16 protein-coding genes and 1 pseudogene are annotated in these 13,137 nt (G+C 37.0%); 16 read left to right on the plus strand and 1 reads right to left on the minus strand.

Annotation, left to right across the window (positions count from 1 at the left end):
- The first annotated feature begins 7 nt into the window (after window positions 1-7).
- The 10 genes and pseudogenes from ACFSKL_RS06940 to ACFSKL_RS06985 all read left to right on the plus strand — a co-directional run bounded on the left by ACFSKL_RS06940 (window position 8) and on the right by ACFSKL_RS06985 (window position 6,532).
- On the plus strand, window positions 8-454 hold the full coding sequence (locus ACFSKL_RS06940; RefSeq protein WP_376884751.1) for a DUF5675 family protein: 447 nt from the start codon (window positions 8-10) through the stop codon (window positions 452-454).
- The gene (locus tag ACFSKL_RS06945) at window positions 451-1,104 is read left to right on the plus strand and encodes a hypothetical protein (RefSeq protein WP_376884753.1); all 654 of its coding nucleotides are present in this window, start codon (window positions 451-453) and stop codon (window positions 1,102-1,104) included. Before ACFSKL_RS06940 ends, ACFSKL_RS06945 begins: the two co-directional genes overlap by 4 nt.
- Window positions 1,105-1,309: 205 nt before the next feature.
- The gene (locus ACFSKL_RS06950; protein ID WP_376884755.1) at window positions 1,310-2,206 is read left to right on the plus strand and encodes a hypothetical protein; all 897 of its coding nucleotides are present in this window, start codon (window positions 1,310-1,312) and stop codon (window positions 2,204-2,206) included.
- Between the two features lie 95 nt (window positions 2,207-2,301).
- Window positions 2,302-2,916: a CPBP family glutamic-type intramembrane protease gene (locus tag ACFSKL_RS06955; protein WP_376884757.1), complete on the plus strand. Its 615-nt coding sequence runs from the start codon at window positions 2,302-2,304 to the stop codon at window positions 2,914-2,916.
- Between the two features lie 282 nt (window positions 2,917-3,198).
- The gene (locus tag ACFSKL_RS06960; RefSeq protein WP_376884759.1) at window positions 3,199-3,507 is read left to right on the plus strand and encodes a hypothetical protein; all 309 of its coding nucleotides are present in this window, start codon (window positions 3,199-3,201) and stop codon (window positions 3,505-3,507) included.
- A 241-nt stretch (window positions 3,508-3,748) separates the two neighbouring features.
- A complete protein-coding gene (locus tag ACFSKL_RS06965) occupies window positions 3,749-4,120 on the plus strand; it encodes a hypothetical protein (RefSeq protein ID WP_376884761.1) in 372 nt (123 codons plus the stop codon).
- Window positions 4,096-4,614, plus strand: coding sequence for a hypothetical protein (locus tag ACFSKL_RS06970; protein WP_376884763.1), 519 nt, complete (start codon window positions 4,096-4,098; stop codon window positions 4,612-4,614). Before ACFSKL_RS06965 ends, ACFSKL_RS06970 begins: the two co-directional genes overlap by 25 nt.
- Before the next feature lie 57 nt (window positions 4,615-4,671).
- A pseudogene (locus tag ACFSKL_RS06975) lies at window positions 4,672-5,505 on the plus strand (RHS repeat-associated core domain-containing protein); the annotation flags it as partial.
- A gap of 1 nt (window position 5,506) precedes the next feature.
- Window positions 5,507-6,034 carry a hypothetical protein gene (locus ACFSKL_RS06980; protein WP_376884765.1) on the plus strand — a complete coding sequence of 176 codons (528 nt, stop codon included), beginning with the start codon at window positions 5,507-5,509 and terminating at the stop codon, window positions 6,032-6,034.
- Window positions 6,035-6,166: 132 nt separating this feature from the next.
- Window positions 6,167-6,532 carry a hypothetical protein gene (locus tag ACFSKL_RS06985; RefSeq protein ID WP_376884768.1) on the plus strand — a complete coding sequence of 122 codons (366 nt, stop codon included), beginning with the start codon at window positions 6,167-6,169 and terminating at the stop codon, window positions 6,530-6,532.
- 302 nt (window positions 6,533-6,834) lie between these two features.
- Here the strand turns inward: ACFSKL_RS06985 and ACFSKL_RS06990 are convergent, their stop codons facing one another.
- Entirely contained in the window at window positions 6,835-6,987 is a 153-nt protein-coding gene (locus ACFSKL_RS06990; RefSeq protein WP_376884770.1) for a hypothetical protein, read from the minus strand.
- 538 nt (window positions 6,988-7,525) lie between these two features.
- On the opposite strand from ACFSKL_RS06990, the gene ACFSKL_RS06995 reads away from it, so the two are divergent.
- The 6 genes from ACFSKL_RS06995 to ACFSKL_RS07020 all read left to right on the plus strand — a co-directional run bounded on the left by ACFSKL_RS06995 (window position 7,526) and on the right by ACFSKL_RS07020 (window position 13,119).
- Window positions 7,526-8,095 carry a hypothetical protein gene (locus ACFSKL_RS06995; RefSeq protein WP_376884772.1) on the plus strand — a complete coding sequence of 190 codons (570 nt, stop codon included), beginning with the start codon at window positions 7,526-7,528 and terminating at the stop codon, window positions 8,093-8,095.
- 4 nt (window positions 8,096-8,099) lie between these two features.
- Window positions 8,100-8,459, plus strand: a complete 360-nt coding sequence (locus ACFSKL_RS07000; RefSeq protein WP_376884775.1) for a hypothetical protein — start codon at window positions 8,100-8,102, stop codon at window positions 8,457-8,459.
- Window positions 8,460-8,493: 34 nt separating this feature from the next.
- A complete protein-coding gene (locus tag ACFSKL_RS07005) occupies window positions 8,494-8,943 on the plus strand; it encodes a hypothetical protein (protein ID WP_376884776.1) in 450 nt (149 codons plus the stop codon).
- Window positions 8,944-8,945: 2 nt separating this feature from the next.
- A complete protein-coding gene (locus tag ACFSKL_RS07010; RefSeq protein ID WP_376884778.1) occupies window positions 8,946-9,329 on the plus strand; it encodes a hypothetical protein in 384 nt (127 codons plus the stop codon).
- Window positions 9,326-9,454 (plus strand): polymorphic toxin type 33 domain-containing protein, encoded by a 129-nt coding sequence (locus ACFSKL_RS07015; RefSeq protein WP_376884779.1) that lies wholly within the window; start codon window positions 9,326-9,328, stop codon window positions 9,452-9,454. The genes ACFSKL_RS07010 and ACFSKL_RS07015 overlap by 4 nt, the downstream gene beginning before the upstream one ends.
- Before the next feature lie 503 nt (window positions 9,455-9,957).
- Window positions 9,958-13,119 (plus strand): AsmA-like C-terminal region-containing protein, encoded by a 3,162-nt coding sequence (locus ACFSKL_RS07020; RefSeq protein ID WP_376884781.1) that lies wholly within the window; start codon window positions 9,958-9,960, stop codon window positions 13,117-13,119.
- Window positions 13,120-13,137 lie beyond the last annotated feature (18 nt).

A 13,137-nucleotide genomic window follows, 5' to 3' on the forward strand; every position in this document is an offset into this window, starting at 1 on the left:
GATCTTTATGGTAGATGGCGCCAATACGATCAATTCATTTAGGTTTTGGGAGTCAGGTTTATCAACTATTTCTGCCTTTAGTGTACCTGCGGACGATTTGACGGGATTCTTTTTGGAAAGACCTGGGCCAAATTCAAGTGTTGCTGGTTCGCGATTGAGAATTCCAGAAGGTCAATATTCTTTAACAAATCACTGGAGAGAACGTTATGGTGGAAAATATAGCCTTCAAAATGCTGATTTATCGGGAAATAGAGGGGGAATATTAATGCATAGAGGTAATTACCCAAGTAACACTGATGGATGCTTGCTACCAGGATGTGCATGGAAACCAAACTATGTAGGGGGTAAAGCTCCTTACAATAGCGGTTATAAATTGAATGAGCTCCATCATTTTATTGATAATGCTGGCTATAAATATGTAAGGTTTAATATATTTAATACAATAGGACGATGAATCATAAGATAGTTTATTTTGTAGTGCTAGTAACTATTTTGAGTTGTGGAAATAACCAAGATAACAACAATAGTTTTGCTTTAAAAAAAGAGTCAATTGACTCAATGTCGGTAAATAAGCGAATTTACATGCTGTTTGAGATAGAAAACAAGCAAACTTTTCTTTTATCAGAAGAAGAAGAGAATAACTTTTTTGGAGCACTTCCGAATTCTTTTGAAGAGTTTAAAGAATTTTATGAAAGAAGTTATCAACTTGATGATGGAAGAAATTTATATCTATCTTATGATCATCATTTTTTGATCTTATTGCCTAACCTTTATTATATTGAAAAGGTAGAGATTCTGAAAAAGTTGATAAATCTATCGCTAAACGGTAATTGGGACGCAGATCAAATTTCGGCCTTACAGAGGTGCATTCAGTTTAAATTTGCTGTAGAGGTTAAAGCTGCTTGCGATATTTTGAGTGGTTTTCCCGAAACTGAAATACTAAAATTCTGGGTGTTTTACTTTGATGGCCCCCATCCAGAAAATTACCAAAAGGATTTCGAAGAACTGTATCAAAGGTATCGGACAGAGAATGTTGAGATTGCAGAACTTATGAAAAGGACTTATACGGAACTGCTTCGGAATTCAGAAGCACACGCACATTGATTTAATGATTGGCTAGGTTGCAGGATAAGGTGGACCTAAGAATTAAATAATACAGGTCGTTTCGATTTCTATACTTGGCAGTACACCTCTCTTTGGGCAGGTAGTTTGGGACTGACCCGCAGGATCAGTTTATCTCACCTTATTTGGCGATGGAGGATTGAACGTTAAGAACCTCTCCTGTGGAGAGATTTAGTGAGAGGCCGGGATGCAGGGTAGTTCGGTGATGATGGTGGATCCGGATGGGGAGTTGGCATTTCTGGCCACAGTGGGAATTGCAGCTGCTATTGGTGGTGCAGGGTATACAGCAAATGTAGCATTTAGCAAAGGTGGTTTTGACAATTGGAGTTGGAACCAGTTTGGCAAATCGGCAGGTATGGGAGCTGTCTCTGGAGTGGTAACAGCTGGAATTGGTTCAAGAATGGGACCTGTAGGGAGCCAAGGATTTGCAGGGGAAATCGAGAGAGCCATGATGCATGGGCAGGCAAACATGATGGTTGGTTCGGCTTTTGGACAAACCCCAAGTTTATCCCCTTTTGCGGCTGGAAGTATTGGGTCTCTTGTTGGATCGGCAGCACATAGATTGGGTCCAGTTGGGCAAATTGCAGGTTCAATATTGGCTGGCGGGCTTGGAGCTGAATTAACTGGGGGAGGTTTTTGGAGGGGTGCTGCTGTTGGTGCGACGGTGGCAGGTTTTAACCATCTGGCACATAGGTTACAAAATGATCCATGGGAAACAACTGGGGAATATGAAAAAAGTGGCAAGTTAGTTGGTATTCATAGGGTCATAAGGCAGCAAAATGGGTATACAACTTATTCAAATAAGACCGGAGGGTTCTTTACTCTTGGTTCTGATGGAAACGATGTAGGGCAACAAAATGGGATGTTGAGTTATTTTCCAGGAGGGAAGAATTTTAGTAATTCACATATGGGTGAAGATATAAGATCTTTTTTTAACTTTATAGATAAAGTGGTTCAAGCAAATAACAAGTATGGAAGAACCGATCCTTCTGGAATTTACACTTTACCTTTACCTTCGGATCCAGATGGTTTTTCAGGAAGGCCTTTTTATTTTATCCCATTTGTACCAAAATTATATAAGTGATAAAATATATATATATGTCACTTTATTGTGTTAGACATTTTATTAGGCCAGTAGACTTGGTTCGAAACATAAGTTTAATTTCAAAATTTAAACTTATGTTTAAGTCGATCGGTGTGTTATTGATTCTAGAGGTTTCTAATATCTTATTTAAGATGGCTTTAGATAGTTTTGGATTTCAATATCGTGCTGAGAATAGGATTATTTCAGATTCTAATATTGATTATTTTACAATTTTATTAGTGGTTCTGTATCAGCCATTATATGAGGAGTTGGCTTTTAGGATGATGTTAACATATAATAGAATAAGAGCAATTGTTTCTTTTTCTCTTATTTTATCTATGGTATTAAAAGTGTTTGTGGGAAGATGGTTAGAGTTGGAAATGGGTGATTATATCCATTATTTTTATTGGGAAACTATTGTGTTGTTATTTAGTTTTATTTGTATTTATCTCGTATTTCACTTTTTTCAGAAAGAAATTTCTAAATGGATTGAAGTTAATTATACACTGTTTTTCTTTTCTTCAATTTTTATTTGGGTAATCCTTCATCTAAATAATTTTGAGATAACAGTTAGTGTATTGCCTTTGTTGTCTTGCTTTTTAGTTGATTTATTTATAGTTGGTTATATATACAGCTATGTTAGATTGAAGAATGGGTTGATTTGGGCAATTGGACTTCATGTTGCTTATAATGCAATGGTGCTATTTTAAAATTTGAATTATAGAAATATTTGGTTGAAATCAATAGCCCCATGCTGGAATAGATGAGCTGAAAAGCCGTTATGCCATTCGGGAAATTTGTAAAGATGATTTTAGTTCAATTGATCTCAGTGAAAATCCATATAATGCAGTTATGAAAGGTATGACACAGAAAACAGCACAGGATCGGTATTTTCGATAACTCTAAGTATATGGCATTTCGCAGAATTGGCTGGATTCATTACAATAAACAAGGTTATGATTATTGGTTAAGAGCCAGAAATTTTATTTGGTATGGTAAATAATTTGTTTTTCCTTTCAATTTTGTTGACAATTGGAAATTGTTCACCCAAAGATAAACTCGTCATATCCAATCAATTGCTGGTTGGGAGTTGGGCTTCGTGTCATGAAGATGGTTTATATGTTGAGTTACATTTCACAGAAGAGGGTGATTATGCGTATCATTTAGATGCTGAAGTATTGGATTACAATATTGGAAAGTATGTCATTTGTTCAGACAAAATTCATGTTTCGGTACAAGAGGAGGATCTTGATTGTGAACAGGAACTTGTGAATAAAATGGAAATTGTTTTCAAGTCATAAGAAGAGTTTGGAAGTGTTGAGAACGGGAAGAAGTATATTTTTAGAAAAATGTCAAGCAAACCGATTATAAACTATAAATTGGGTACTAAATTTCTTGAAGAAGAAGGATACATGGATCAATTTATAGTTAGGAAAGACTCGTTTGATTGTGTTAAAGTCTTTAGTGAATAGATTTATAGATTTAATGAAACCAAAGAATAAAGTTTTGAATATGGGCTTTTAGAGGTTTTTATAAACAGAAATGAAAAAGATAATCTCGACATTGATACTTTCCTTCACTCTACTTGAGGTGTTTCCCATAAACTGTCCTATTGTAAACTACGTGGAAAACAGTGAAGTTGCTGAATTGATCTTCATTGGCAAGGTGAAAGATTTGACTGCAGATTCAGTCCAATTCAAGATATATGAAACATTTAAGGGAGAAGTAAAAGAGGATGTGATGGTTTTAATTCCTACATTTTTCGAAAAGTTAAAATTGGACGATTTATGGTTGGTCTATCTTTACAAGTCAGAAAATGGCGATATGGTTTTGGAGGAGTGTGGTGGAGCCAAAAATTTCTCCAATCCCATAATACATCCAATGGAGCTTTGTTTTCGATTGGTACTGATTTAGTAATTCGTTCCTCAGGAGGAAATAAGGGGTGTCTACAAGTACCATTTTATGGTGAAGACAAACAATCTGGTTTAGGTATTAAAGCTGGCATGGAAAATTTAAAATGGTTTAAATCAATGAGGAATATGTTATTATTAAATTTTAGCTTATCGATGATATTATTTTGTTGTTCTGAGAAATACGACTTAAAAATAATTCAGTCCAACGACCAAACAAAAGAGCTCACAATTGTATGTAAGGATTCCAAATATTTGATTTTTGATGGTAAGGTAGATATTCAAGCTATCCCATCAGATGGATATGTTGTAAATCAAGGGGGAGTTGAATATTTTAATGCACTAGTTAAATGGGAAAATGAAAAGGTCTTTATTTATTATACTTATGGGATATTCGAAAAATCAAACGGCTCTGATCATATTCTTTTGAGTCGCATTTCCGTCAAAGAATTTGAAGAGTTGAAATCTGACTCATCATATACCTATTTTTATTATTAAAATGAGAATCTGACTGCTTCGTGAAATCATTAAGAGAGTTGAAAAAATAAATTCAGATTCAATGGCAAGGAAAGGGAAGAACTGACAGGCTGGGATGATTTCGGGGCGAGGATGTACCAGCCAGATCTTGGTAAGTTTTTTACGCAGGATAGGTTTTCGGAGAAATATTTAAATTTTTCTCCATATCAATATGCGGCAAATAATCCCATATTTTATATCGATGTTAATGGAGATAGTATAAATGTAAGTAACATTCTTTCTAACAAAGATTTGGCAGAAGTATTCAAATCGTTCTTTAACACTAAATTGGGAAAAGGTTTTATTGGCCAATTTGCAGCTAAAGGTCAAACAGTTTTGGGGCATACTTTTGATAAGGATGGAGAGTACCATTCAGCAGGTATAGATCTTACATTCAATGGTAAGTCTTTGGGAGAGGATAGTAGTTCCCCTAATGGTCAAACGGATGCAAAGGAAATAGATGGTAGACTAAGTCTAATTATAGATATAAATACAAATCTTAATAAAGATGGAGGTCCAGTTGACGCATATAGAAAAGCATTGGATAATTATAAAAATGGGACTTTGACAAAAGATGAAGCAACTCAAACTATGAGAGAATATTTAGCTGAACGAGGTAAGACCTTAACACATGAGGCTTTTATTCATGCATATCATTTTTCTAATAATTATGTCAAAGGCATAAGGGGGCGTCCAGGTTTGAATGCTGTAGGAGAATACAAGAACCACCATTATTATGAGTATTATAATAAAGGGAAGACTAAATTTTCAACCGATGGCATCAGGGTTATATTAAGCATACATAAACAGTTCAATACAGGAATATCAGCAGCGGAAATAAATAAAAGTGCACATGAATATAATGTTCGATAAAATGATAAGTTTATTTAATTCCATTGTGACAGTATTTGTTTTATTATCTTGTCAAGCAGAAGGTAATTTACAAGAAGAGGTTCTCAAAGGAGTTTTAAGAGAGTCTTTACTAGTGTACGATTTATACGATTCTAACTTAAGTAAAGGAATAATTGCTGTTAATGACACATCAATTTTGTTAAGTGAAGGAGATAAAGAATCTATTAGTAGACATCTTGAAGAGATTATTGACGGCGATGGTATAAAGGATATCCTTATAGATAGGTTACTTGATCAACAGAGTAAGAATACTGTATTAGAATTGAATCTTCCAAATTTAAAATTACAAAGTAAGGTTGAACCAACAGACAATGTGATAGGTAGAGTTTATTTTTCCAATGTAATTACGATTAAAGATAAACCTTCATTGGTATTGTTTTTCTACAGATTTAGATGTGGGAATAATTGTGGTTCTGGAAATATTGTTTTTGCTCGCTTGAGGAAAGGTAAATGGGAATTGGAGTCAGTTTACCCACTATATGTGATATAACTCTAGCATATAATTAATATGTGTAATCTAAGATTCTCAAATTTCTCCATGAGGGCTGACAGGTGTGGGGAATTATACATATGGTCTTGCCAAGTCGCTTGAAAGCCAGTCCTGATAGCGAAGCGTATCGGGATGAAACCTAGGGACAAGATAGATGCTGAGGTGTATGTAAAATACCTTGATCCGAATACCTCTGGAACACCGGGTTCTGCATTAGCCCAGCTGATCAGTAATTTGGCAAACAATACTGCAGGTGTAGTAATTGATGGGGCAACAGCAGGCTCAGAACCAATGCAACTAGCCGGTTTGCTGAGTTATGGATCAGGTAATTCTACCGGGCCGAAAGCCTACCTGAATGTCCTTGTCTTCGACCAGAACTATCAGCTGCAGGAGGATCTGTCTACCTTCAGACAGGTGGCTTCAGCAGCAAAGGAGACAGGCACCAGCCTCACACCCTGGCCCAAAGACTCCTGTCTTTGTCCTCACACCAGCTCCTAAAAATTTCCCCAATCACGATACAAAAACCGGGATATGTGTATATTTATACGCTGCGGCGCACAAGCTATCTCCAACGAGAATGCTACTCCCGTTGAAGTGTTCTCCCGAGAAAAGATTCGGGACAGGTTTTGGGGAATGTATAGGATACATTTAAGACACAGGTGGGTATAGGTAATTACCCGGCTGTTTTTGAGAATACTACCAGCGACTATGAAAGTAAATACTACTTTGATCAGAATAAAATCAATTCAAAGATGGTTTTCCCTTGGCTTAGAAAGGTCATCACTGTCTGGAAAAGCCAATCACCTATTTAATTCTTCCTCAAGATACTTTTCCAGAGTAGTGGGGAGTTTTACCGTATTGTTCGGCTGTTCTGGAACAGCTTTGTTATCGATCACAGCTTGAGTCATATCCGATAGGTTGGCCGCAGTATTTTCCGTGAATCCAAGTGACATAAGTGTCATTGAGAGGCTTAGGGGTGGGATTCCCCTTTGCCTCGATTGGCATCAGTTTTTTGTTCCGTTTTATAATAAATTCAAGTCGTCTTTAAGTTTATAAAAAACAAGTATTAATAGTTCTAATAACAACAGATAATCGTTTTAACATAAAATACCAACTACAGGGTGTTTTTCACAACAAAAAAGCCTAAATTAAGAGGCTTTAAAAAAACATGTGGCGATTACAAACAACCCTCTGTTCTCCTTTATACTGGAAACCGTCTGACGTGACTGCATAACAAGATCTGCCTCAAGGATTGGGAGTAAGGTCAAGCCTGTCTTGCATTTCGAGATACGATTCTTCCATATGACAGGTACAAGTTGTGAGAGGTTTAAGGGGGGGCTTTATCTCGATATTCTTGAATCGGAAGAATAACTTTTACTGTATTTTTTTATGTTTTTATTTGAATTTATATTTTTTATTTATACTTTCAGAAGTACTTTCTTGTTGATTTTTAGGTGATTTATGGCTTTTTATGCTTTGGTCTAAAGGTTATTGAAAAATTTCCTGAAAATTGTAATAGACAACAAACCCAAAATTATTATGAAAAACCTTCTACTATTTGTGGTAGTTTTTTTTTGTTTTGTATCATTGATACCTGCACAAAACCTTGATTGGGACTATGCAATTAAACCAGGGGGTGGAGAATGGTCTAAATTTACTGACGTACAGGAGCGAATTAAAGCTTGTCAGATTCCTGAAGAAGTAATTCCAAACCTTTCAACCCAAAGACTCTTTAGGCTAGTGTTATCCCAGCCCTTTTTCTTGAGTTATGGATTGTCCAATAGTCCTGTTGAGGGTTTTAATGGAGCAATGAATTCATTTAACGGATACATTGAATTGATAAGTAGGAGTTCTGCATCCTATGAAATAATAAACTATTATAGAAACGAGGACTTTCAAAAACTCTCTTTTAAAGAAGAATTGGCAGGATTTGGTTCAGCGACCACAGCTTACCTTGGTTTGAAATTGATTAAATCAATGGCTGACAGCAGAATTTCTAATTTGGATTTTGAAGATGTTATAGGTGAAATAAAATTAGTAGTCCAATCTCTTAAAAACTAACTCTATGAAATATTCAATACTTATAAGTTTTTTGGTCATTTTCCTTGGCTGCCAGTCAAAGGAAGATATAAACCCTGAATACAGAGACTTACTTGTGGAATGTAATTTAAAGGACACTGGCCAAAATCTCGATTGGCTAAATCAAATAATAAAAGACCTTGATTCTAATCCAGGTGGATATCGCATTGTTAAGTTGGTTCAATATGATTCAACCCCTTACGTGTTGGTTGAAGCGATATGGAAAAGTACGCCAGGGTCTATATATGATTGTAGAGGTCTAGATATTACAGGGAAATCTGAAATGTCTTATAGCGATTTTAAGTCTCGAACAAAGACTATCAAAGTGTTGTATGAAAAGCAATAGTCTATCTATGAAACCACAAAAGCTATACTCTTAATTGTCATTGTTATTAGGCTACTTTCACTCTAATGCACAGAATATTTATACACCTAAATTCACATTGGTACCGACAGGCGGTTATTTTACCTATAACTATTCTCAATCTCAATTAAATGCGATTCAAAGTGATGTCGAAAATGGTTTGTATGGTTCTAGTTGTGTTGTGATAACAGGTTCATCTAATAATTATTGTCATGGCTATGCCTGGAACATGCACCCTCTTGGTGGAAGAGAAGTGGTGCTAGACGATTATTATATGAATGCGGTTTCGACTTATATTGACGATGAGAGCTATTTGACGACAACAAGTACAATCTTACCCGGTGTTATTGTTAGATATTCTGGAGATCATTCAGCAGTAGTGGTAAACGTCACAAATCGATATATTCCAATGTCGTCTTGTTTGATAAGCCAGCATATGGTCAACAAGGTCGATATATTTTTGTAACTATGAATAACAGTTGTACTGCTCCTAGCTCAGAAACTAACATTCACATTTATGATCCTCCCGGAGCTGGAATGGTGGTTTACCCAGTTCCTTCAAATGACGAAGTGAATATTGAATTGAGTGACATGCAGGAAAAGTTAGTACAGGACGATATGACGTATGGGGGCGTGTCTCGGGTAATTCCCATTGCAGGAGTAGCTTATAGTGGATGGACTATTGGAGATGCAATTGGAAGTAATATAGAGACTGTTTCTGAAACCGTAGCTGGATGGTTGATGGAGCTAGTTGTTCCGGCTGCTGTTTTATCAAATCAAGATATGCAACTTAGTCCAGGGGAAATTGGAAAACTTAAAGATGCAGGATTTGACCCCCACGAGTTGAGTTGAAAGGTGGCAAAAGAACTGGACAAACCTATTTGTATAAATATCCAGCTGGAGATATATTTGTGAAGGGTAAGGGAGGTAAAGGGCCTGGAGAGCCTACTGGTATTAATATCAATGACTTAAAATAGCAACATTGTGAAAGTGAATGAAAATAAGGTATATTTTCGATTACATGATTTTGAGGGTGAACCTGATGATATTAGCAAATTAGAAGAGGAGCTGGGTGCAAATTGTATCTATTCCTTCTTAATGCCTCACTCTGTGGGAAAATACCTCGCCTTTAGGTGAAGACTTTAGTGTTTTACTTTCTGATCTTTGTGGTGAAAATTATAACCACTATGATCACCAAGTTTTTCACAAAGGAGAACACGAAGTCTCGGATGCACTTTAGTCGCCTTTAGGCGAAACCCAACCTATCGGTCTTCAGCCGTTAGTAGTTGATTTTTTGGGATTTGCAATTCCCATTTTCAGAAGTGAAGCTGCAAACTTCACCCAGCGCCCAATAGAACTTCAACAGTATAGAGAAGAAAAACACCTAAGAGGGGATATTTCACAAAAATGTAAATGGATTAGGGTAATATGTTTATCCATTTACACTAATTTTGTAGCTGAATATAGAGCGTAAATCCAAATGAGAAATAAAAGATTATTATACATTGCCTTATTTTTATTAGTACCGGTTCTGATTTTTGCGGGTTCGATTTGGGTAATATATAGTAAGCAGAAGGTTTTGACCCAGAATGTGTTGGCGACCATCAATGAGGAGTTTGTTGGAGAGATTACCATCGAAGATTCATATATCTCCCCATTTGCAAATTTCCCATATATCTCTATTGACTTGAAGGGGATAAAGTTTTTTGACTCAAAGGCAAAAGACAATAAGCCCATTTATGAAGCTGCTGATTTTTACATTGGGTTCAATGTGTGGGATATCATCAGGGCTGATTACAAGGTGAAAAAGTTGAAAATCAGCAATGGCCACCTGGATGTCGTCAAATTGGAAAATGGAGATATCAATGTGCTTTTGGCAAAAGGAATGGGCAATGAGGAGAAGGTGGAGGAAGAACCATCGGAATTTGCATTCGATCTATCTGGAGTGGTTTTGGAGAAATTTGATATTACCTATTCTGATGTCAAGACCAACCAAGATTTGGTATTCCACATCGATGAATTGTTGACAAGCTTCAGCCTCAAGAATGGACATATTTATGTGGATTTGATTTCTGACTTTGTATTTGATTTGGACCAAGATGGGGAGAATACATTTTTTGCAGATAAGCGGATCTATCTGGATGTGGAGTTGGACTATTTTGAGGAATTGCAAAACCTATTGATTGCCCCTTCGAAGATCAGGTTGGAGGATGCATTGTTGGGGATGTCTGGGCAGGTCAAGGTATTGGAAGAAGGGCTCGATTTGGATTTAAGTTTGAATGGGGAAAAACCTGATTTCAATATTTTTGCGGCATTTTTGCCAAAAGATGCTGCAGAGACCTTGATGAAGTATAAAAATGAAGGGGAGGTGTATTTCTCAGGCTCAGTAAAAGGGATTGCCGGAAATGGGCAAAGTCCTGCCGTAGCGGTTGAGTTTGGCGCTGACAATGCTTACTTTCTCAATCCTGGCATCCAGAAGAAAGTGGATGAATTGAGATTCTCGGGTTTTTATACCAATGGAAAGGAAAGAAGCCTGAAAACTTCAGAGATCCAGCTTCAAAACTTCCATGCCAAGCCCGATGAGGGGATTTTTCAAGGCAGGTTGGTTATCAGGAATTTTGAAGATCCATACATCAAGATCAACGTTAATGCGGATTTGGATTTAGGTTTTTTGGGTGACTTTTTTGAAATAGAAGGCTTGCAGGGGATCGATGGGCAAGTAGTATTGAACATGGATTTTGACGAGCTGATTGATATGGATATAACTACAGCATCCATCTCCAATGTGGAGGGGAGTCTTCAGAGTGAGTTGTTTCTGAAAAATCTTAGCATTCAAATACCAGGCTATCATCTTCCTGTCAAAAATGCCAATGGATACGCATACATGCGCAAAGGCAAAATGGTCTTGGATTCCCTAAGCTTCCAAATGGGAGGGTCAGACTTTGCCTTTTCTGGTGAACTGAGCGATTTCCCGGTGTTGCTGCATGGCAACAACCTGCCTATGAAAGTAAAGTTAAATGCAAAGTCCAACTATTTGGATTTGAGGGAGTTGATTCCTGCTGATTCAACTATCGGTGGAATCGAAGAAGAGATTTATGATTTTCAGGCCAAATTGGCATTTGAGACAACAGGCAAAGAGATTTATGGTTTTGAATATTTGCCAAAGGGTGAATTTTTCATTGAAGATTTTTATGCCAAATTCAAGAATTATCCACATTTGCTCCATGATTTTCACGCAGATATATTTATCCGGGAAGATTCTTTGGAAGTCATAGACTTTAGTGGCGAGATCGATAAAAGTGACTTTCTGTTCACAGGGAAAGTCCTGAATTATAAAAAGTGGTTCCAGGATGAGCAAATAGGGGATAGCAGCTTTGATTTTAAGCTTGTATCCAGGCAACTTCAGTTAAATGACCTATTGAGTTACAATGGGGTCAATTACCTGCCCGAAGATTACTCCAACGAGATAATTTCGGATTTGAATCTTAAAGGAAAAGTTGACTTACACTATCAGGGAGATTTTAAATCGGCTGATTTCTATCTGGAAGATTTGGACGGAAAAATGAAAATCCACCCATTGAAACTCGAGAACTTTTCCGGAAGGATTCACCTTGAAGATGATTACCTGACGATGGATAACTTTCGTGGAAAAATGGGGTCATCTGATTTTTCAGTCCGTTTGGGATATTTTCTGGGTGCAAAGGATTCTTTGTTGAACCATGCGTCGAAATCAAATTATTTCCACCTGAAGTCCCAGGCTTTAGATTTGGATGCATTGTTGGGTTTCGAAGGGATAGAAGTTGATACCAATCACCAAGAGGCTTTCAATATCTTCAAATTGCCATTTTCGAAGATGGAGTTTTCAGCTGATATCAAAAAGCTGAATTACCACACTTTCTGGCTAAGTGATATTACTGCAAAAGCAAGGACTACCGAAAACCATTACCTGTATTTGGATACGCTTGGGTTTGGGATAGCGGATGGTTCCTTGGCCGTCAATGGCTACTTCAATGGCTCCAATCCGGAGGAGATCTACTTTAGCAGTGAAATGAAGGCCAACAAAATGGATCTGGACAAGCTGTTGATCAAGTTCGAAAATTTTGGGCAGGATTATCTGATCAATGAAAACCTGCATGGGAAAGTCAGTGGGAAAATCACAAGTAAGTTTCTGGTTTATCCAGACCTAACCCCGATCATCGATAAATCAGAAGCAAAAATGGATCTTACGGTATATCAGGGCAGTTTGGTGAATTTTGCCCCTTTGGATGCCATGTCTAGTTATTTTTCTGATAAGAACTTGAAAAATGTGCGTTTCGATACCCTTAGCAATACTTTTGAACTCAAAGGGGGAGTACTGAGTATTCCGAAAATGAACATCAATTCAAGTTTGGGCTTTATCGAGCTCTCAGGCAAGCAAAGCCTTGATTTGAATATGGATTATTTTATCAGGGTTCCATTGGCTTTGGTGACACAGGTAGGTTTCAGGGCGCTATTTGGTGGAAAGAATAAAGGCGAGATCGACCCAGAGCAAGAAGATGCAATCGTATTTAGAGACCAGGATAAAAAAGTCCGGTTTGTGAATATCAACATGAAGGGCACACCTGATGATTACAAGATCAGCCTGAAGAAAGATGGGAAGTAGGACAAAAGAAACTAATGG

The organism is Belliella marina, from assembly GCF_042682445.1.
GTDB classification, from domain to species: Bacteria; Bacteroidota; Bacteroidia; order Cytophagales; family Cyclobacteriaceae; genus Belliella; species Belliella marina.

What these genes read in the sequence shown, in the direction of transcription:
- ACFSKL_RS06960 (WP_376884759.1), top strand. Translation starts at nt 3,199, where the DNA reads ATGGTAAATAATTTGTTTTTCCTTTCAATTTTGTTGACAATTGGAAAT.
- ACFSKL_RS06990 (WP_376884770.1), bottom strand. Translation starts at nt 6,987, where the DNA reads ATGTCACTTGGATTCACGGAAAATACTGCGGCCAACCTATCGGATATG.
- ACFSKL_RS06985 (WP_376884768.1), top strand. Translation starts at nt 6,167, where the DNA reads ATGAAACCTAGGGACAAGATAGATGCTGAGGTGTATGTAAAATACCTT.
- ACFSKL_RS07010 (WP_376884778.1), top strand. Translation starts at nt 8,946, where the DNA reads ATGAATAACAGTTGTACTGCTCCTAGCTCAGAAACTAACATTCACATT.
- ACFSKL_RS06955 (WP_376884757.1), top strand. Translation starts at nt 2,302, where the DNA reads ATGTTTAAGTCGATCGGTGTGTTATTGATTCTAGAGGTTTCTAATATC.
- ACFSKL_RS06945 (WP_376884753.1), top strand. Translation starts at nt 451, where the DNA reads ATGAATCATAAGATAGTTTATTTTGTAGTGCTAGTAACTATTTTGAGT.
- ACFSKL_RS07020 (WP_376884781.1), top strand. Translation starts at nt 9,958, where the DNA reads ATGAGAAATAAAAGATTATTATACATTGCCTTATTTTTATTAGTACCG.
- ACFSKL_RS06940 (WP_376884751.1), top strand. Translation starts at nt 8, where the DNA reads ATGGTAGATGGCGCCAATACGATCAATTCATTTAGGTTTTGGGAGTCA.
- ACFSKL_RS06980 (WP_376884765.1), top strand. Translation starts at nt 5,507, where the DNA reads ATGATAAGTTTATTTAATTCCATTGTGACAGTATTTGTTTTATTATCT.
- ACFSKL_RS07000 (WP_376884775.1), top strand. Translation starts at nt 8,100, where the DNA reads ATGAAATATTCAATACTTATAAGTTTTTTGGTCATTTTCCTTGGCTGC.
- ACFSKL_RS06950 (WP_376884755.1), top strand. Translation starts at nt 1,310, where the DNA reads ATGCAGGGTAGTTCGGTGATGATGGTGGATCCGGATGGGGAGTTGGCA.
- ACFSKL_RS06965 (WP_376884761.1), top strand. Translation starts at nt 3,749, where the DNA reads ATGAAAAAGATAATCTCGACATTGATACTTTCCTTCACTCTACTTGAG.